This is a genomic window from Microcoleus sp. PH2017_28_MFU_U_A (assembly GCF_020738035.1).
Lineage (GTDB): Bacteria > Cyanobacteriota > Cyanobacteriia > Cyanobacteriales > Microcoleaceae > Microcoleus.
On record NZ_JAEQCX010000036.1, the window covers coordinates 55,251 to 72,178 of the forward strand.

The following is a 16,928-nucleotide window of genomic DNA, read 5'->3' on the forward strand; positions in this document are numbered from 1 at the left end:
TTTAGATTAACATAATTTACCTATTTTAATACCAGTTGCCAACAAGCTACTGTTTGACGATTAGACCCTCGATCCCCCCTAGCCCCCCTTAATAAGGGGGGGACAAGAGTGAACATCAAAGTCCCCCTTTTTAAGGGGGATTTAGGGGGATCGAGACTCTGGTAAAAGCGAGATTTATCATGCTCTCTTTAACTTACCGCTTTGAATTCATCCAATTTAGCTTTTACTGCCTGCATATCTTGCCACATAAACCATTTTGGTGTTTCCGGTTCGCGGGAGGGATTTCGCAACAAGTATGATGGGTGAAAAATTGGCATACACAAACGTCCTTCCCATTCAATCCATTGACCTCGAATTTTACTAATTGGTCGCTTGTCGCTTAACAAACCTTTTAGGGCTGTAGCACCAGTTAATAAAATGATTTTGGGGTCTAAGATGCGAATTTGTTCGAGCAAGTATGGTTTGCAAGCTTCGATTTCTTTTGCTGTGGGAGGGCGGTTGTTGGGAGGGCGACATTTGATGACGTTGGCTATGAATGCGTCGGTTTCTGTGCTCAATTCTACGGATTCTAAAATCTTATCTAACAGTTTGCCCGATCGCCCTACGAAGGGTAATCCGGTTTCATCTTCATTTTGTCCGGGCGCTTCTCCCACAATCAAAATCGAGGCTTGAGGATTGCCGCGCCCGATGACGGCGTGAGTGCGGGTATTTCCCAATTCGCAGCGGTGACAGCGGTTGCAGTGTTCGCCGATTTGTTCCATGTTTTGATAGGTGCCGGCGGGAATGGGAATTTTGGCATTTGCTGGTATTGAGTCGTTTTGGAAAGCAGCACTTTGATTGCTGTCAAAAAGGCTGAGTTGCAAGTCGCTGGACATATGTTTAAACAGTTGATAGTTGACAGTTGACAGTTGATAGTTGATAGTTGATAGTTGATAGTTGACAGTTGATAGTTGATAGTTGATAGTTGACAGCGAAAATCCGATCTAGGTTTTTGCTCTAATTGTGCACCGTCAATTGTCCGCTGTTAAAGATAGAGGGGATTTTGGGGAAGCTAGAGTTATAGTTTAGATCGGGTTTGCTCGTACAGGCAAAAATATGTTCTCTAACCCGTTTTTTGACGATCGCGCCGATGCAGGCGAAAAACTGGCCGAGGCAGTTGCAGGCGAGCTCGGCAAGTTGAATTTAACAACACAGGATACTATTAAACCGATTGTTTACGCCTTGCCGCGCGGGGGTTTGCCGGTTGCTGTACCGATTGCGCGCCGCTTGGGCTGTGCTTTGGATGTGGTTGTTGCCAAGAAAATTACTCGCCCAGATAATTTGGAATTGGCGATCGGGGCTGCAACTGCTGACGGCCAGGTTCTCTGGCAAAAGCAAAATCAGCAAAATTTACGCTTGCAAAAATCAGCACTCCAGCAGGCTGAAAATAGCGCTCAATCTCTGTTGGCAGATTTGGCTTCGGGACGGCCCAATGTCAGCGCAGCGGGGTCTTTGGCGATTTTAGTGGACGATGGGATTGCGACGGGGATGACGGTGGCTGTGGCGGCGCAGGCTTTGCAGTCGCAGCAACCGATGGCTTTGTGGATTTGCGCGCCCGTCGCCCCGCCAGAGTTGATGGGATTTTTGGCGCAAATCGCCGATAAGTTGATTATTTTGGAGACTCCTCATCCTTTTTACAGTGTCAGCCGTTTTTACGCCCAGTTTCCGCAGGTGGAGACGGCGGAGGCTTTGGTGTGTTTGCAGCGACAGATTGAATGGCGATCGTGAGTTAAGCTAGAAGGCTAAATCCAAAAGCTCGATCGTTAAAACATGAGAAGTTGGGAATATTGGTTGAACACTGTGATTCTGTCTAGCCAGCAAAATCCGCCTCGGTTTGTTGAGTTGGTGATGTTGACTTTGGCGATGATTTTTCTCGGGCTGTGGAGTGTAACGTTGCAGTGGCAGTATTTAACGCTGTCTTTGAGTTATATCATTGGTTCCTCTTTCTCAATTTTGGTGCGGGAATATATCGGGCCGCGGCCTCAATTTCAGTGGACTCATTTCACTGCTTTGTTGTTGTTAATTATCAGTTTTTATAGTTTTGCTGAATTGATTAGATAGTTGAGGGATTTTGAAGGAATCACAGGCGGGACGCCTGTTCCACCACAGAATCACCACCACAGAATAACAGGCGAGACGCCTGTTCCACCGCAGACTACAGGCGGGAGGATTATCCTAGACTCTAATGGGATTGATGCAAAATTAGGCGATTTCCTGCGGGATCGAAGGCATAGATTTCTAAGCCGTGAGAAGCTTTGATAATTTCTCCGGCGGGCGGATAACCTAAGGCCCAGATTCGGGCGATCGCAGTTTCGATATTGCTGACTTCCAAACACAAACTCATGCCTGTTTTGGCTCGATTTGCAAATTCCGATTTGTGGGAATCTTTCGGTTTGAATATGCCGAGTCTCAGGCCGGGGAGTTGAAATTCAGCATAATTATTGGGAATGTAAGGGTTTGGTTCTAGGTCGAGAAATTTGGTGTAAAATTTAACGAGAACTTCTTTGTCAAGGTCTGCTAAAGTCACGAAGGCTGCGCTGTATTGGAAACTCATATAAATGGGTTATAACAAATTAGTAATATTATACAACATTCACTGCGATATCAAAATCTTGGATCTCAAAGGAGAGTGACTGTACAAGTCTTGGTATAATCAATTGCTCGCCCTGCAATCCCTTTACTATTCAAAGTTAGATGAATCCCAAAGGAAATCAAGAGAACCAGAATCTTAGAAGACTCAGAGTCACTGCAACAACCCAAGATTCTAGGTTGATTGAGAATCGAGAATCTAGATTTCCGCGTGCAGTTGCTATGGCGATAGATGATGCTCAAGAAGTTATGAACGATTTATATCGGGAAGAGGCAGAGTATGGAGATGGAAGTTGTGCTTTTATGGTAATGAAAGAACAATTTGAAGGTGGAGTGGAAAACCCGCCAATGTCCCTAAAAAAAGGAACTCTCCACGATACAAAGTGCCGTCAATATATTTTATCATTACAAAGAAAACTGCCAATTTTGCCTTCCGATCCTAAGGAGCCTAAAGAAAAGATTGCTAGAGAAATTGAAAAAATGGAAGAGGCGCTACAATGGGCTGAAGACTACCGCAACGGCAACGATCCGGTGATTCCTCGATGGGCCAACTCTTGGAAAGATCAGTTAGGAAAGTAATCAATGGATATTATTAAGGTAGAGAACACTTACAAAACACCCTATTTGGGAATAAATTGGCGGGGTACAAAGCATGAGCTTCCTGTCAAGCCACAGGACACTCTGAGTTTCTGTGACTTAAGAAATTGCAGTCTAGAAGGACTCGACTTATCAATGGTAGAGTTCTTTGGTTGCCGTCTAAATGGTACCTTATTTAAAGGCGCAAATTTGCATAAAGTGCGATTTATTGGCTGTTTTTCTTCCCATGATTATCCGCCAACGGATTTTAGTGGTGCTATTGGCGATGTGTCTGTAGTACATTCTCACATTCACTACAAAGGCGAATTTATGGGAGATTCTGTTTATATTGACGATAATTTTTGGATGGGGGACAGTCTAGAGTCCAAGTGGCCTGATGTTGTGGCTGCTGCTGCTACAGAAACACTTTCCGATCGCAATGATATCAGATATAATGCTGCTGCCAAATTAGGAAATTTAGATAATCCTGTTGTTGCTCCCATACTGGCTTGTCTCCTGGCTGACGATGAGTGGGATGTGCGATCCATTGCCCTCGAAGCATTAGGAAATCTACGGCATCAGGAATTCCCGCAGGGTGACAATATTTTATTGCAGTGGATGTTCTTACGTCTCGGAGATCGACATTCGATTGTACGACAAACAGCGAGAAGTCTGGTTGAGATTCTATCACCTCCCAACCATGTATTGCTTGCTTCTATTAACCGGATGATGTCGTCGGAGTCTGAGGAAAGAATTTCTGGCGTACTTGCTGCTATTGAGTTGTGCAGGCTAGACGAACAATATTCGAGTTTGCTGGAACCCCAAACTATTGAGAGTCTACTTTCCGATGAATCGCCTGATGTTCGGCTGGAATGTTCCTATCTGCGAGAAATTTTAGACGGGGATTGTTAGAAACTTCAACCAGAATATGCTGTAAGTTTCTATATTCTTAAAATCCGCCAATTCGTCCAACTATTTTGATTTTACCTTGTTCGTCGCTTTTGAGAATCACAGCTTCGCCGCTTTGGGGAACAATATCTGTAATTGCTGTAATATTTACTTGATGAGTTACCATAATAATAGCGCCTTTAGTGTTGCGGTTGTCAACAATCAATTTGCGGATTGTCGCTGTTTGTCGGGCTTCTTTGCTGCTGTCGCTAAAGAACGAGTTGAGTGTTCTTAATGGCTCGACTTTGCCTAAATTTATTAGTTTTGCTGTTTCCAAACACCGACACCACTGACTTGATAAAACTCTGGCAATTTTGATGTTGCGGTTGCGAAATTCGGCTCCAATTTGCTGGGCTTGGGTTCTTCCCTGGGCTGATAAGTTGCGCTGGGTGGAACAGTCGCCCAATTTAAAGTTAGCAGGATCTCCGGTTCCAGGGGCGATCGCGTGTCGCATTGCCACCACCAACCCTGTCTCGCCCCGCTGCAACAATTGCCATCCCGCTTGAGTCTGGGCGTTGGTTGCTGCGTCAGAAGTTGTAGTTGCATTGATTATGCCGATCGACAATACTAAAGCTAGCGAGCCCAAAAACCATTGACCGTTGAGGTGAATCCGCACAGCCATTGTTCCAGAACCTAGAAATTATCTTATCATATTGTAATACAACAAATATTTCTCTATGGAACTCACCAACTTTATTGCTCTGTCTGTCATTGTTGTGGCTGCCCTGGGGATTGGCATGGGAACAATGACTTGGGCTTACTCCGGTAAGGGCAGCATTTCGGTACTGTTTAAAGAACCTATTTTAAATTCGCCAGATTTTCCGGCTACTGACGCAGGAAGTAAAGCTGCTGTTTATTTCCAACAAGGCATTGAGGCTTATCAGTCGGGAAATTACCGCAAAGCTGAAGATAAATTTACTAGCGCCATACAAGAGGTTTCAACGGCAGAGGCTTACCACAATCGCGGTTTGATTTTTGCGAATTTGCGATCGGATGGTGAGGCTGTTGCAGATTTGATCCGTGCTAGCGAATTATACCAAGAGCAGGGTAATGGAAGTGCGATCGACAGCATCAAACAAAACCTGGAAGCGTTGAAGCAGCGCAAGTTAGAACGGGAGAAGCAAAAATAAATCAAAAAATAATAACGAAATTCCCGGCTTTTTTAAGAAGTCGGGAATCAGAGAGGGCAAGCTAAATTTACGTTTGCTGCCAATCAAATTTAAATATTAGTTATGATTTTAAAATAGTCTTGTATCTTCGATTCTGTCAATTTGAGCAATCAACATTTCTCGGCTACAAGCAACGTGTCGATAATTAGTAATTGGATCGTAAGCTTCCCATTCTTGAGTTACTTCGCGGTCTTGCCACATAAACCATTCGCGGTAAATTTCGCCTTCATCAATATCGGCGCATACAGCCAGCCAATCATCTCCTCCCAAACTGCTGTAATCTCCTCCCACTAAGTCGATCCAAGCAGCAGCGATACAATAGTCCATGTTACTGTGAGAATTCATCCCATGATTGTTGGAATTAATTTTTTGAGAGTGTACGGAAGTTTCGGGGAAGCAAAGAGTAGATTTCATATGTATTTCCTGAATGTCATGTTGTTACTTTAGAAAAAATCCCTGAGTCATGGTGTTCGCCAAATGCCACTATCCGTACCTTCACACTTTTTCGCTCGATCGCGGATGACGGGCGATCGCACTCAAACGTTTGTCCTGTATAACTTGAGAGTGTGTTTCTGCGTACAAGCAACAGACGCTAAATTCAGCCAATTCGCCAACTGGCACAAGGGCGAAGCTGGAACCCATAGTTAGGAATCACGGACTAAGGTTATACTTGCTGAGGGGGTTAGTTTCAGTACAGTTTGCAAAGTCGATCGATAATTAATCAGGTCAATATGCTAGAGCTTCACTGCCATACAACTTACTCCGACGGTACTCTCACCCCCAGCCAACTCGTAGCAGCCGCCGCTGCCTCAGGAGTTAGGGCTTTAGCCATCACGGATCACGATACGATGTCGGGTTGGGACGAAGCCTTCGCCGCCGCTAGCTTGTACAATCTAGAAATAGTACCAGGGCTAGAACTCAGTACGGTACATAACGGTCGATCGCTGCATATTTTAGGTTTTTATCCCGATGCAAATAAGCTGCGAGATCCTTTGAAAGCGCGCCTGGAAGGACGGTTTCGGCGATCGCAGGAAATGGTAGAAAAACTAGCAGCAATGGGATACGCGATCGAACTGCCAACAACATCCCCAGGAATGGCACCGGGAAGGCCTCACATTGCTAGCGCGCTGGTAAAAGCTGGCCACGCAAAATCATCGCGGGAAGCCTTCGATAGGTGGCTGGGAGACAACGGCCCGGCTTACGTGCATTACGAGAAATTCTCGATCGCAGAAGGCATCGATTTACTCAAGAGTTGCGGCGCAGTACCAGTCTGGGCTCACCCTTATTTGTTTCGCGGCGGCGCTGTTGAGGAAGTCTTGAAAGAATTAGTAGATGCTGGTTTAATGGGAGTTGAAGTATACCATCCCAGCCACAGTTCCAGCCAAATTCATAAGTTAAAACAATTGTGCCTCGATCGCGGTTTGCTGATGACAGGTGGCAGCGATTATCACGGCCCCGAAGTAGAAAGAAATGAAAGGAAAGGTGTTGAAACTACTCACTTGAATATGCTGCATATACCGTTAGAATTGCTCGAACCGATTAAAGTTGCAGCGGCGAGTTTAAAATAGTTTGTAACTTTTTGGGCGGGCTAGAAGCCCACCCCACAATAATTTGAGTATAACTGTAGGGTGCGTGACTCAGTTTTTATCAGAGTAAATCTGAATAATCAAGTCATTCTGACGCACCCTACTACTGCGGTTTCTGTATCAATAAAATATTGGGCAAAAACTCTACTGAAAACCAATAAAAATCAAAATCAACATAAATTAATGTGAAGTTAGCGAGCAACTTCTGTTGAGCTAATGTTAGGGTGGTAGTAGCGTTCAACTACTCAATGGAGCTGATTATGAGTACAGAAGACAGAGCAAAGGCGATCGGCAAAAACGTAGAAGGCAAAGCTCAGGAAATTTTCGGTAACATCACGGGCAATAAAAAAGACCAGGCAGAAGGCAAAGCGAAACAAGCGGAATCCGCCGCCCGCCACGCAGCAGAAGATGTGAAAGATGCGGTAAAAAATCTGACGGATAAGGCCAAAAGGGCGATCGACAAATTGTAAGCTGTCGGGCATCTAGATTGTATTTTTGGGGCGGGCTTCCCGCCCGCCCCAAAAGATTTTAATCAAAATTAAATCTAAGATTTAGAGGCGTCTGGGCAGATAAAATATTAAAGCTATTCCTTATTAAGAGGTATGAATGGATTCTATTAGAGTGGAAAGATTACGCTGTCTGGCTGACACTGGCTATATTGAGTTAAAGCCTATAACTGTTCTTCTTGGGCAAAACAGTTCAGGTAAGAGTAGTTTTCTGCGTATTCTTCCTCTATTGAAACAAAGCCTAGAATCTAGAACAACTGGGCCAATACTTTGGTCAGGTCGCCTAGTTGACTTCGGTAATTTTGAGGATGCTCATCAAACAGGAGCAGAAGATAATATTGAATTTTCTTTTAACTTCAAGCTCGAATCAAGACAGTTTCCCTCTGCTAGAGATTTTTCTTACTTTCTTTTTTCGGGAGAAGCAAAGATTTTAAACACTTGTGATATAACGTTAACTCTCCAAGTCTCAGAAAATAAAAAGAAAGAAACAACAAGAACAAGTAGAATCTTTTTGCAGCTTGAAGATTCAAAAATCCAATTATCTTTTGGTGAGGATGATTCTCTAACGGACTTTTTCGTAAATTCATTTAACGTTTTAAATTTGGGTAATAAATATGTTACTAGAAAATTTGACAGGAGTCTGATTCTGCCAACTATTACTGAAAGTGAGCAAAAAAAAGAATATGAATTTGAAAAATCATCCTCACTATCTCCTGGTTTTGTAAGATATCGTTCTCGCTTCAGAGCTTTATTTCAAGCTTTGATAGACAAAACCAAAGAGACGGCTCATCATGCAACTAAGTTAGAGACTATTATTCAAATGGCACTCTCTTTTGGTCTCGGCAACTCAGAAAATATGTTAAAAGATATTCAAGAAAATAATATTGCTGGCAAATCTTGGAAGAATAAAACTAAGAATTGGACAGTTGAGACAAAAGATTTTAAAGATTTAAGGGATCTGATTATCGCAAATGCGATACCTTTTATTCTTGAAAAATGTGATGATACACTAGCGAACTTCTCAAAGAATATTAGCTATATTGGGCCAGTACGAGCTACAGCAGAGCGTTATTACCGAACTCAAGATTTAGCTGTTGATGAAGTGGATTACCAAGGTAATAATCTTGCAATGTTTTTACGCAATCTAACTGATTCAGAAATGAAAAACTTTTCTACCTGGACTTTAGATAATTTTGGATTTAAGCCATCAATTAAATCTAGCCTTGGTCACATTTCAGTAAAAATTCGTTCTAAAAATTCTGATAAATACCTGAATGTTGCTGATACTGGATTTGGTTTTTCTCAAATTCTTCCTGTTATTACTCAATTATGGTTACTAAGTTCATTTCGTCGAGTAAACCGAGGAACAATAACCTACGCTATTGAGCAACCTGAGTTACATCTTCATCCCCGTCTGCAAGGAACTTTAACAGATGCATTGGTTAAGTCAATCAAAGCAGCTAAGGAGAAGAAGATTCAGCTACGTTTAATGATTGAAACCCATAGTGAAGTATTGGTAAATCGCCTCGGACAATTAGTTTCCGAAGGTAAAATTTCTCCTGATGAAATCAACATTGTTTTATTTGAGCCATGCGATAAACCAGGAGAAGTAAGAATAAGAAACTCTCAATTCAATTCAGATGGGTATCTTTTAAACTGGCCGCTAGATTTTTTCGAGATGGAACTTGTATAAATGCTAATTTTGATTGATAGCTCTGTAGTAGATAAGGGAGATGAAAATACTTGGGACGATGAGACTGTTTTGGCTTTAGAAAATCTTGCATCTGCCCGTCGGGAAGGTAAGCATATAGTAATGGCTAAGAGAGAAACTTTTAAAAAAATTGCTCAATGCTCTCGTTTATCTCAATTTGCTAGAAATATTTACCATAAGTTATACAACCAATCTACACAATTTCAATCCTATCTTTCGGCGGTAACAAGATATATTGAAATTGTTAATCCTTGTTATGAACCAGCAGTGATTTCTGATTCAGGTAAGCAAATTATTAAAGTTGGCCCACGTTTTTTTAATGATTCAGAGTCTGTACAGAAAACCATACTCTTGTGTGAAAATAGTGATGATGCTGTTTTATACGAAATTATAGCAAAAGTTTATCTTATATGGAAAAAGATGAATGTAAAAATAGTATGCGAACCTAGAGGTGGTGGTGGTAATACAATTTCTAGTGAGTATATTAATATTCAAAAATTTAAAAAACGCTTTTGCCTTTGTATTGTAGATAGCGATAAAATTGCTCCTGATGGAAATCTAGGCTCGACGGCATCTCGCCTCCAAGCTTTGAGCGATTCTACTTGTATAAATACGGAAAATTTTATTCTTGATTGCCGTGAAGTTGAAAACTTAATACCTAATTCAATTTTATCTGAACTGTGTTCCAAAAATCAGGAAAGACTCAAAGCATTAAAATTTTTTGAAGATATTAGTAGTAGTGCAGTCGATATTAGGTATTTTTTAGATATAAAAAAAGGAACTAGAATGAAGGAAGTTATTCAATCAAGTAACCCTAATATTAAGTCTTTTTGGGAAGTAAAGATTTCTATGAGTCCCCATATATTAAGTTGTATAGATAATTGGTGTCAAGTTAACTGGCAATGCAGTAGTAGTGGAGAATGTCAATGTAAAATCTCACTGGGATTTGGAGAAAGTACGCTCAGCAATACCGTTGAATATCTTAAACAAAAAAGTCCTCATGAGATTGCCAGAATAATTGATAAGTCCATGGTTTCTGATTGGGAAAAGATGGGACAGGTTGTGATGAACTGGTGCATTGCTGAAAGTCCTATTCGTGCTTGATACTTTGCTATTACTTGTTTATTTATAAAGGCGAAGCGCCTAAATCTGCGGTTAAAAATCCGGTTCCGCAGCTAAAAGTTCGATCGCCAAATCCATCTTATCCTTCCCCCGCGCCAGAAAACCTTCGCACTCCTGCAAACACTCCACAGCCACCGCAAACTGCTCAAAAACCTCCTCTAGAGGCAACTCTCCCGACTCCACTCGATCGATAATCGCCTCAATGCGATCGACCGTTTCCTCATAATTCCAGCCAGACTGACGCAACTGCGAGTTAACCATAACATTTATTCTGCATCCAAAACTTCCACAATCTTAACCTTCAGCACACCGCGACTCAACCTCACCGTCAACTCCTCGCCCAATTCCAAACCCTCAGTTTGGCGGACAATCGTACCGTCACCTTGGATTACCGCCGCATAACCCCTTTCCAAAACCGCCGCCGGATTTAGCGCCGCTAACTTTTCTTGCAATATCTCCAGTTTACCAGTTGCTTGCCGCAAAGTTCGCGATGTCGCAGGCAACCGTTTTAAGCGATTTTGTAGCTGTTGCAAATGCTGTTCTTCTTGCTGAAATCTTGCCCTCACAACACTTGCTAAATTCAGCATTCTCTGCCTGTGTTCCCAGTAAATATTTGCCAAAATTGGTACGGCTTGGGTAGCGGCCGCCGTCGGAGTATGCGCTCGTTTATCTGCTACTAAATCTGCCAGAGATTCGTCTCTTTCGTGGCCGATGCCTGTAATAATTGGAATTGTGCAATTCGCGATCGCCCTGACGACTCTTTCATCGTTAAAACAAGCCAAATCCTCCGCAGAACCGCCGCCCCGCCCTAAAATTATGACATCCGCCCTACCGTCCAATTCTACACGGGCGATCGCCCTAACAATCGCAGCAGCAGCCAAATCCCCCTGCACTCCTGTCGGCGACAGCAACACCTGCAAACCCGGATATCTCTGCGCTAACGTGCGCTGAATATCCCCCCAAGCAGCACCAGTATCCGATGTCACCACCGCCACAATCTGCGGGTGTGCGGGAATCGGGCGCTTTCTGGCGCGATCGAAGAAACCCTCAGCTTCCAAGCGCGATCGCAATTGCTGCAACCGCAAAGCCTCCAATCCTTCCCCACCCGGTAGCGATTTGGAAACAATCAACTTGTAATCCCCGCGAGGTTCGTAAACCTGAATGCTTCCGAAAACCAGCAATTGCTCGCCTTTTACGGGCATTCGTCGCAAGTTTTGCTGTTGATAAGTCCACACCACGCAGGTAATCGCAGCGCTTGTGTCGGGATCGCGTAGAGTGAAATAACAGCCGCTGGAATGCCGCGAAACGTTCGACACCTCGCCCGTTAGCCAAATCGATCGCAGGTTGCGATCGCCCTCCAGCAATTCTTTCAGGTATGATGTTAGTCCGCCCACCGATAACGTTGTGTCAGGGAAAATTGAATTCATTAAACAATTGTAGATTTGAGATTTGAGATTTGAGATTTAGGCTACTATATCTAAGGTATTTATTTGTAAGTCTATCCTCTGCGAGGGCTTCTCTACCGGCGAAGGTAAATTAACAGCAAACAAACTAATGATATCAGATGTCATGACTTCGATGAATGTGCTGCGCCAAGAGGCTGCGGCGATCGGCATTACTGATGCCGAAGCCAGAAAATATGGCGATCTCAGACATAAAAGAACTTGGTCTTTGGCGATCGAACATCACCTCTCGATGCAAGATTTTGCCGATCGCGAAGCCCTCGAAGAAGATCGCACAGCATCCGATTCTGACAGCGCACTCAGCCGCTCTCAGACTGAAGATTCTAAAGACTACGGCATTCAGCTAACGGCGAACCTGGGTGAATCTGGAGTCAAAACAGATAACAAAACAGCATCTGGGGCTTCGTTGCAACAGCCAGGAATGGCGATCCTCTTCGAGGGCTTCGCTAACGGGCGATCGCCCAACAATTCCGATTACCGCACCAACCCAAACAGAGGTTTTAAACAAGTAGTTCAAAACCACATTAAAGCATTGACAATTGCCTCAGCATCCCGAACAATTCAGCTAAATTCACAACTCAACAATTGGGTTTGTCCCGAGTGCAGCCCCGAGGGCGAATCGGGTTGTCACCTGTGCGCCGGAGAAGGCAATGTCAGCGACATTGCAGCTATTGGCTGGACACTAGCTTATATGGAAATGTTGGGATGTTCTGCTCGCGAAATAGAACCGCTCAGGAAATTTTCGCCTGCGTCCGAAACTCTAGAATTGAATTTAAAATCTTGTGTTGCTATCAAGAAAAGTACCGAAGTTTTAGCGCGTACAGAAAAATGGGTAATTGGTAATTGGTAATTGGTAATTGGTAATTGGTAATTGGTAATTGGTAATTGGTAATTGGTAATTGGTAATTGGTAATTGGTAATTGGTAATGCCCTATGCCCGGTTTGCCCTATGCCCAATCGTCCGCGAATCTTTCGCTCGAAAGGCTATAATATCAAATCATCATCATATCATTTCCGGTCGCTGACAAACAACACGGATTCTAGTTTTTTTAAAGCAACTTCTAAATCGTCGTTGACAACTTGGAAGTCGAATTCGCCCGCAGCTTCAATCTCCTCTTTAGCCCGCAGCAACCGACGGGCGATCGCAATTTCGGAATCTTGACCCCGACTCCGCAGCCTGCGCTCCAATTCTTCCCAAGAAGGAGGTAAAATAAAAATTCGCAAAGCTTCAGAAAACTTATTTCTAATTTGCCTTGCTCCTTCGAGTTCAATTTCCAGGATTACCCATTTTCCCTCGCCGATTCCCTGTTTGAGAGCAAAAAATGGAGTACCGTAAAAATTGCCAGCAAACTCAGCCCATTCAGCCAATTCGCCAGCCTCAACCATTTCCTCAAAACGGCTGCGGCTGACAAAATAGTAGTGTTGTCCCTCAATTTCTCCCTCGCGGGGCTTACGAGTTGTCACCGATACCGAAAGATATAATTCGGGATGGCGGTTGAGGAGCGATCGCACTAGGGTGCCTTTCCCCACACCGCTAGGCCCCGTCAGAACAATTAATTTACCGGATTTCATTTTTAGAAGAGAAACGTGTCACAATTTGAGTTTTCGCTTACTCTAGACTGTAAGTGCTCAAATTGCAACCAACAAACCTCAATCATCCCGACCTTGACCGTCTTTGCCGATCGCAAAACGATTAGCAACCGTTTCCGGCTGAATCGCCGAGAGGATAACGTGACTCGAATCAGTAATAATTACCGCCCTCGTGCGGCGGCCGTAAGTAGCATCAACCAGTTGTCCGCGCTCCCGCGCATCAGTAATTATACGCTTAATTGGCGCTGACTCGGGACTGACAATGGCAATCACTCGGTTAGCCGACACAATATTACCAAAGCCGATATTAATTAATTGAATATCCATGAATATCTCAATCTATAGGTGAACAAGTAACTATCAATCCTTACTTATTATCATATATAAATACATTTTTTCTGGCAAGTTAAAATTATTCATAACAAAAAGTTTTAAATTTTCACCTTCATTTTTTGCTCTTTTTTGAAGCAGAGTCTGCCAATCTTTATCAAAACTTTAAAAAACTACCGCTGGTGACCGCTGGATGTTAAAGATTCGGTAAAATTCTCAATTTTTCGTTGCGAATAAAAGCTTTAGCTGTATGGAGAAAACCGCCAGTAAATGTTGCGAAATATAAAGGAAGTTTCAGGTGGAGGGAAAGTTAAGTACCATCACTGATTAATGATAGAAAATATTCACGAAAGGCAGTTTATACTGACAGTATTGAGATTGATGCTGCTTTGATGGGTCTTCAAGCTAATCCAAAAGCTGCTGGCGATTACCTACGGGATAGCCACGTGGCGCGTACATCATCCCCAATCTTTTTGTGGCAAATTGGGGATGATGTGCCAAACTACAGATGTTTGTTGCATGATGTTCTACAAAAAAATTGGTTCGTAGTGAGGACTTTAGTCTTATTAATACCAATTTAAAAGTGTTACTATAACCCTTCGATATTGTTCTTATAAAATTAGGTACGTTGTTGGGCTTTAGCCCTCTTTAGAAGTATAGATAAAGGAGGCTCAAGCCCAACAACGTACCTTTATTTATTAATATGAAAGTTGCGTCTAATACGCCATCCGAACTTTAAGGGATTAGGGATTAGAGGGAATCTACCTTAAGTGAACTGTATTGGATTATATGTAAATAAAAATTATAGGACTAAAGTCCTCACTACAAACTTTTTAATCCCGCTTTTTAGCGGGATTAATGCAGATAAATTTACCTGCATTAATCCTCAATTATTGGACAGTTTGTTAAGCCGCAACTAAACCGCTGTGTCTCAACAAAGCTTTAGTGCTCGGTTCGCGTCCTCGGAATGTTTTAAACACTTCCATCGGGTGCAAACTGCCACCCAATCCTAACACTGTATCTCGGAAGAGTTTACCTGTAGAGGCGATCGCACTTTCATCTTCCAAACCCGCCTCCTCAAACGCCGCAAAAGCATCAGCACTAAGGACTTCCGCCCATTTATAGCTGTAATAGCCCGCCGCATAGCCGCCCGCAAAAATGTGTCCGAAAGCGCACAAAAATGCGTCTTCTTCCAGAGGAGGCAACACAGTTGTAGTTTTAGCGATGCGGTTGCGGACATCTGCCACGGTTTCGCTGCCGCCCGATCGATAGCGGTGGTGCAATTCAATATCAACACTGCTAAAATGTACTTGCCTGAGCATGGCACTGCCGCTCATGTAGTGGCGCGCTGCTAACAGCTTTTGGTAATAGTGTTCCGGCAAAGTTTCCCCAGTTTGGTAATGTTTTGCCATCCCGAACAAAGTCGCCCTATCGTAACACCAATTTTCCATAAATTGACTTGGCAACTCCACCGCATCCCACTCAACATTATTGATGCCCGAAGCCCCCGGATAGTCTACCGTTGTTAGCATATGCTGCAAACCGTGGCCGAATTCGTGAAACAAAGTTTCTACTTCCACAAAAGTCATTAAACTCGGTTTCCCATCAACCGGAGGACTTTGGTTGCACACCAAATAAGCCACAGGTAAGCGCGTTGTTGTTTTTCCCGCTTCCACAAACTTAGCGCGCACCACGCACTCATCCATCCAAGCACCGCCGCGCTTTTCTTCTGGGCGGCTGTAGGGGTCTAGATAGAAATTGGCGATCGCATTTCCGGCTTCATCATCTATTCTAAAATAGCGCACGTCTTTGTGCCAGACAGGAGCTTGACCGTCCGTCGCCGTTACCGTCACGCCGAACAGCCGCTTTACTAATCCAAATAACCCCTCCAATACCTGCGGCAAAGCAAAATAAGGACGCAATTCTTCGGCACTAAAAGCAAACTTTTCTTCCCGCTGTCTTTCCGACCAAAAACCAATATCCCAGTGCTTCAAATCCGCAGATTCCAGCGCACCTTTAGAGCTAGCAAAAGCTTTCAATTCTTCTAAATCTTTGACAGCAGCATCGTAGCTAGCTAAGCGCAATTCTTCTAACAAAGCTTCCACTGCTGTAACGTTAGGAGCCATTTTGCTCGCCAAGCTCAATTCGGCATAACTGCTAAAGCCGAGCAAAGCAGCTTTTTCGTGGCGCAGTGCTAAAATGCGATCGGTCAAAGGCCAGTTATTCAAATCTCCACTGCTAGCTCTGCCGATCAAAGCTTTGTACAACTTTTCGCGCAAATCGCGGCGAGTGCTGTGCTGCATGAAAGGCCCGTAACTCGGAAAGTCTAAAGTAATCCGCCAAGGGCCATTTTCGGCATCGGCATTTTCGGCGCCGGCACTGCGAGCTGCTTGAGCTGCTAAACTCAACAAACTCGGCGGTAAACCGTCAATTTCGTCTTTGTTTGTGAGGGTGATACTGAAAGCTTTGGTAGCGTCGAGGACATGATTGGAAAATTGAGTAGTAATTTCTGCCATTTCTAATTGAATGGCATTGAAACGCTCTTTTTGCTCGCCTTCTAAACCGACGCCGGAGAGTTGAGCATCTCGGAGTGAGGCTTCGACAATTCGCTGTTGAGCTGGCTCTAAACTGTCCCAATTTGGGCTGGCCCGCAGCGCTTTAAAACCTTCATAAAGCGGTTTGCTCTGACTGAGCTTGCTCGCAAATTTTACTACTTCTGGCTGCACTGTTTCGTGAGCCGATCGCAATTCCGGACTATTTTTCACCCCCATCAAATGTCCGACAATGCTCCAAGTCCAATTTAAACGCTCTCCGAGCCGCTGCAATGGTTCTACCAAGCCGCTCCAAGTCGGCTCAACAGAGGCTTCTAAGGCAGCTAACTCGGCTTCTAGTTCCGTCAGCAGTTGCGTAACGGCGGGGACTACGTGTTCTGGTGCGATCGCATCAAACGGTGGCAATCCTTTGCCAATTAATAACGGGTTATCAGTAACAGTTACGGTTGCGGTCATTTAATTTTCTTGTAACAGGTTGAAAACAGGTGAACTAGACAGATTACCTTTTCAATTTGTAACACAGTTGTCTAAAAAATTCGACTCCAGCCGGGAGAGGGGGAGAGGGGGAGAAGGGGAGAAGGGGAAAATCTTCCTTCTGAGTGATGACTAATGACCAATTACAACTGCCAACTATCAACTGCCAACTGCCAACGGGAGCATCTCATTTTTTAAACAAGCATTTTTTATTATAGTGCGAGCGTCCCCGCTCGCGAGTATTGCAATACTCGCGAGCGGGGACGCTCGCAC

Annotated in this window: 20 protein-coding genes; 11 read left to right on the forward strand and 9 right to left on the reverse strand. The window is 43.8% G+C overall.

Features of this window, described 5'->3' with window-relative positions; all coding sequences use genetic code 11:
- Positions 1–188: 188 nt before the first annotated feature.
- Positions 189–875 carry a uracil-DNA glycosylase gene (locus tag JGK14_RS07175; protein WP_293176108.1) on the reverse strand — a complete coding sequence of 229 codons (687 nt, stop codon included), beginning with the start codon at positions 873–875 and terminating at the stop codon, positions 189–191.
- A 220-nt stretch (positions 876–1,095) separates the two neighbouring features.
- On the opposite strand from JGK14_RS07175, the gene JGK14_RS07180 reads away from it, so the two are divergent.
- Both JGK14_RS07180 and JGK14_RS07185 read left to right on the forward strand, forming a co-directional pair.
- Positions 1,096–1,767: a phosphoribosyltransferase gene (locus tag JGK14_RS07180; RefSeq protein ID WP_293191181.1), complete on the forward strand. Its 672-nt coding sequence runs from the start codon at positions 1,096–1,098 to the stop codon at positions 1,765–1,767.
- 42 nt (positions 1,768–1,809) lie between these two features.
- The gene (locus tag JGK14_RS07185; protein ID WP_293176112.1) at positions 1,810–2,100 is read left to right on the forward strand and encodes a hypothetical protein; all 291 of its coding nucleotides are present in this window, start codon (positions 1,810–1,812) and stop codon (positions 2,098–2,100) included.
- Positions 2,101–2,221: 121 nt separating this feature from the next.
- On the opposite strand, the gene JGK14_RS07190 is transcribed toward JGK14_RS07185, so the two are convergent.
- Positions 2,222–2,593 (reverse strand): VOC family protein, encoded by a 372-nt coding sequence (locus tag JGK14_RS07190; RefSeq protein WP_293191180.1) that lies wholly within the window; start codon positions 2,591–2,593, stop codon positions 2,222–2,224.
- A gap of 140 nt (positions 2,594–2,733) precedes the next feature.
- On the opposite strand from JGK14_RS07190, the gene JGK14_RS07195 reads away from it, so the two are divergent.
- Together JGK14_RS07195 and JGK14_RS07200 are read left to right on the forward strand one after the other, a co-directional pair.
- Entirely contained in the window at positions 2,734–3,207 is a 474-nt protein-coding gene (locus JGK14_RS07195) for a hypothetical protein (protein ID WP_293236236.1), read from the forward strand.
- 3 nt (positions 3,208–3,210) lie between these two features.
- Entirely contained in the window at positions 3,211–4,116 is a 906-nt protein-coding gene (locus tag JGK14_RS07200) for a HEAT repeat domain-containing protein (protein WP_293216269.1), read from the forward strand.
- A 37-nt stretch (positions 4,117–4,153) separates the two neighbouring features.
- Here the strand turns inward: JGK14_RS07200 and JGK14_RS07205 are convergent, their stop codons facing one another.
- Positions 4,154–4,774, reverse strand: a complete 621-nt coding sequence (locus JGK14_RS07205; protein ID WP_293216267.1) for a histidine phosphatase family protein — start codon at positions 4,772–4,774, stop codon at positions 4,154–4,156.
- Positions 4,775–4,829: 55 nt separating this feature from the next.
- Between JGK14_RS07205 and JGK14_RS07210 the strand changes: the two genes are divergently transcribed.
- Positions 4,830–5,282, forward strand: coding sequence for a hypothetical protein (locus JGK14_RS07210; RefSeq protein WP_293216265.1), 453 nt, complete (start codon positions 4,830–4,832; stop codon positions 5,280–5,282).
- 108 nt (positions 5,283–5,390) lie between these two features.
- Here the strand turns inward: JGK14_RS07210 and JGK14_RS07215 are convergent, their stop codons facing one another.
- Positions 5,391–5,735, reverse strand: coding sequence for a hypothetical protein (locus JGK14_RS07215; protein ID WP_293197095.1), 345 nt, complete (start codon positions 5,733–5,735; stop codon positions 5,391–5,393).
- A 63-nt stretch (positions 5,736–5,798) separates the two neighbouring features.
- Between JGK14_RS07215 and JGK14_RS07220 the strand changes: the two genes are divergently transcribed.
- The 5 genes from JGK14_RS07220 to JGK14_RS07240 all read left to right on the forward strand — a co-directional run bounded on the left by JGK14_RS07220 (position 5,799) and on the right by JGK14_RS07240 (position 10,228).
- Positions 5,799–5,969 carry a hypothetical protein gene (locus JGK14_RS07220; protein WP_293197094.1) on the forward strand — a complete coding sequence of 57 codons (171 nt, stop codon included), beginning with the start codon at positions 5,799–5,801 and terminating at the stop codon, positions 5,967–5,969.
- Between the two features lie 83 nt (positions 5,970–6,052).
- Positions 6,053–6,889, forward strand: coding sequence for a PHP domain-containing protein (locus JGK14_RS07225; RefSeq protein ID WP_293205596.1), 837 nt, complete (start codon positions 6,053–6,055; stop codon positions 6,887–6,889).
- 278 nt (positions 6,890–7,167) lie between these two features.
- A complete protein-coding gene (locus JGK14_RS07230) occupies positions 7,168–7,377 on the forward strand; it encodes a CsbD family protein (RefSeq protein WP_293176130.1) in 210 nt (69 codons plus the stop codon).
- Between the two features lie 136 nt (positions 7,378–7,513).
- Positions 7,514–9,106 (forward strand): AAA family ATPase, encoded by a 1,593-nt coding sequence (locus JGK14_RS07235; RefSeq protein WP_293176132.1) that lies wholly within the window; start codon positions 7,514–7,516, stop codon positions 9,104–9,106.
- Entirely contained in the window at positions 9,107–10,228 is a 1,122-nt protein-coding gene (locus tag JGK14_RS07240; RefSeq protein ID WP_325314900.1) for a hypothetical protein, read from the forward strand. It abuts the gene before it with no gap.
- Positions 10,229–10,279: 51 nt separating this feature from the next.
- Here the strand turns inward: JGK14_RS07240 and xseB are convergent, their stop codons facing one another.
- The gene (gene xseB / locus JGK14_RS07245; protein ID WP_293176136.1) at positions 10,280–10,507 is read right to left on the reverse strand and encodes an exodeoxyribonuclease VII small subunit; all 228 of its coding nucleotides are present in this window, start codon (positions 10,505–10,507) and stop codon (positions 10,280–10,282) included.
- Between the two features lie 5 nt (positions 10,508–10,512).
- A complete protein-coding gene (xseA, locus tag JGK14_RS07250; RefSeq protein ID WP_293197092.1) occupies positions 10,513–11,673 on the reverse strand; it encodes an exodeoxyribonuclease VII large subunit in 1,161 nt (386 codons plus the stop codon).
- A 127-nt stretch (positions 11,674–11,800) separates the two neighbouring features.
- On the opposite strand from xseA, the gene JGK14_RS07255 reads away from it, so the two are divergent.
- Positions 11,801–12,559 (forward strand): hypothetical protein, encoded by a 759-nt coding sequence (locus tag JGK14_RS07255; RefSeq protein ID WP_293203325.1) that lies wholly within the window; start codon positions 11,801–11,803, stop codon positions 12,557–12,559.
- Between the two features lie 158 nt (positions 12,560–12,717).
- Here JGK14_RS07255 and gmk read toward each other — a convergent pair whose 3' ends face one another.
- From gmk to JGK14_RS07270, 3 genes are all read right to left on the reverse strand, one after another.
- The gene (gene gmk, locus JGK14_RS07260; protein ID WP_293191176.1) at positions 12,718–13,281 is read right to left on the reverse strand and encodes a guanylate kinase; all 564 of its coding nucleotides are present in this window, start codon (positions 13,279–13,281) and stop codon (positions 12,718–12,720) included.
- A 78-nt stretch (positions 13,282–13,359) separates the two neighbouring features.
- Positions 13,360–13,626: an extracellular matrix/biofilm regulator RemA gene (remA, locus tag JGK14_RS07265; protein WP_172193250.1), complete on the reverse strand. Its 267-nt coding sequence runs from the start codon at positions 13,624–13,626 to the stop codon at positions 13,360–13,362.
- A 908-nt stretch (positions 13,627–14,534) separates the two neighbouring features.
- Positions 14,535–16,637 (reverse strand): M3 family metallopeptidase, encoded by a 2,103-nt coding sequence (locus JGK14_RS07270; RefSeq protein ID WP_325314901.1) that lies wholly within the window; start codon positions 16,635–16,637, stop codon positions 14,535–14,537.
- Positions 16,638–16,928: the final 291 nt, after the last annotated feature.

What these genes read in the sequence shown, in the direction of transcription:
- JGK14_RS07175 (WP_293176108.1), bottom strand. Translation starts at nt 875, where the DNA reads ATGTCCAGCGACTTGCAACTCAGCCTTTTTGACAGCAATCAAAGTGCT.
- JGK14_RS07180 (WP_293191181.1), top strand. Translation starts at nt 1,096, where the DNA reads ATGTTCTCTAACCCGTTTTTTGACGATCGCGCCGATGCAGGCGAAAAA.
- JGK14_RS07185 (WP_293176112.1), top strand. Translation starts at nt 1,810, where the DNA reads ATGAGAAGTTGGGAATATTGGTTGAACACTGTGATTCTGTCTAGCCAG.
- JGK14_RS07190 (WP_293191180.1), bottom strand. Translation starts at nt 2,593, where the DNA reads ATGAGTTTCCAATACAGCGCAGCCTTCGTGACTTTAGCAGACCTTGAC.
- JGK14_RS07195 (WP_293236236.1), top strand. Translation starts at nt 2,734, where the DNA reads ATGAATCCCAAAGGAAATCAAGAGAACCAGAATCTTAGAAGACTCAGA.
- JGK14_RS07200 (WP_293216269.1), top strand. Translation starts at nt 3,211, where the DNA reads ATGGATATTATTAAGGTAGAGAACACTTACAAAACACCCTATTTGGGA.
- JGK14_RS07205 (WP_293216267.1), bottom strand. Translation starts at nt 4,774, where the DNA reads ATGGCTGTGCGGATTCACCTCAACGGTCAATGGTTTTTGGGCTCGCTA.
- JGK14_RS07210 (WP_293216265.1), top strand. Translation starts at nt 4,830, where the DNA reads ATGGAACTCACCAACTTTATTGCTCTGTCTGTCATTGTTGTGGCTGCC.
- JGK14_RS07215 (WP_293197095.1), bottom strand. Translation starts at nt 5,735, where the DNA reads ATGAAATCTACTCTTTGCTTCCCCGAAACTTCCGTACACTCTCAAAAA.
- JGK14_RS07220 (WP_293197094.1), top strand. Translation starts at nt 5,799, where the DNA reads ATGCCACTATCCGTACCTTCACACTTTTTCGCTCGATCGCGGATGACG.
- JGK14_RS07225 (WP_293205596.1), top strand. Translation starts at nt 6,053, where the DNA reads ATGCTAGAGCTTCACTGCCATACAACTTACTCCGACGGTACTCTCACC.
- JGK14_RS07230 (WP_293176130.1), top strand. Translation starts at nt 7,168, where the DNA reads ATGAGTACAGAAGACAGAGCAAAGGCGATCGGCAAAAACGTAGAAGGC.
- JGK14_RS07235 (WP_293176132.1), top strand. Translation starts at nt 7,514, where the DNA reads ATGGATTCTATTAGAGTGGAAAGATTACGCTGTCTGGCTGACACTGGC.
- JGK14_RS07240 (WP_325314900.1), top strand. Translation starts at nt 9,107, where the DNA reads ATGCTAATTTTGATTGATAGCTCTGTAGTAGATAAGGGAGATGAAAAT.
- xseB (WP_293176136.1), bottom strand. Translation starts at nt 10,507, where the DNA reads ATGGTTAACTCGCAGTTGCGTCAGTCTGGCTGGAATTATGAGGAAACG.
- xseA (WP_293197092.1), bottom strand. Translation starts at nt 11,673, where the DNA reads ATGAATTCAATTTTCCCTGACACAACGTTATCGGTGGGCGGACTAACA.
- JGK14_RS07255 (WP_293203325.1), top strand. Translation starts at nt 11,801, where the DNA reads ATGATATCAGATGTCATGACTTCGATGAATGTGCTGCGCCAAGAGGCT.
- gmk (WP_293191176.1), bottom strand. Translation starts at nt 13,281, where the DNA reads ATGAAATCCGGTAAATTAATTGTTCTGACGGGGCCTAGCGGTGTGGGG.
- remA (WP_172193250.1), bottom strand. Translation starts at nt 13,626, where the DNA reads ATGGATATTCAATTAATTAATATCGGCTTTGGTAATATTGTGTCGGCT.
- JGK14_RS07270 (WP_325314901.1), bottom strand. Translation starts at nt 16,637, where the DNA reads ATGACCGCAACCGTAACTGTTACTGATAACCCGTTATTAATTGGCAAA.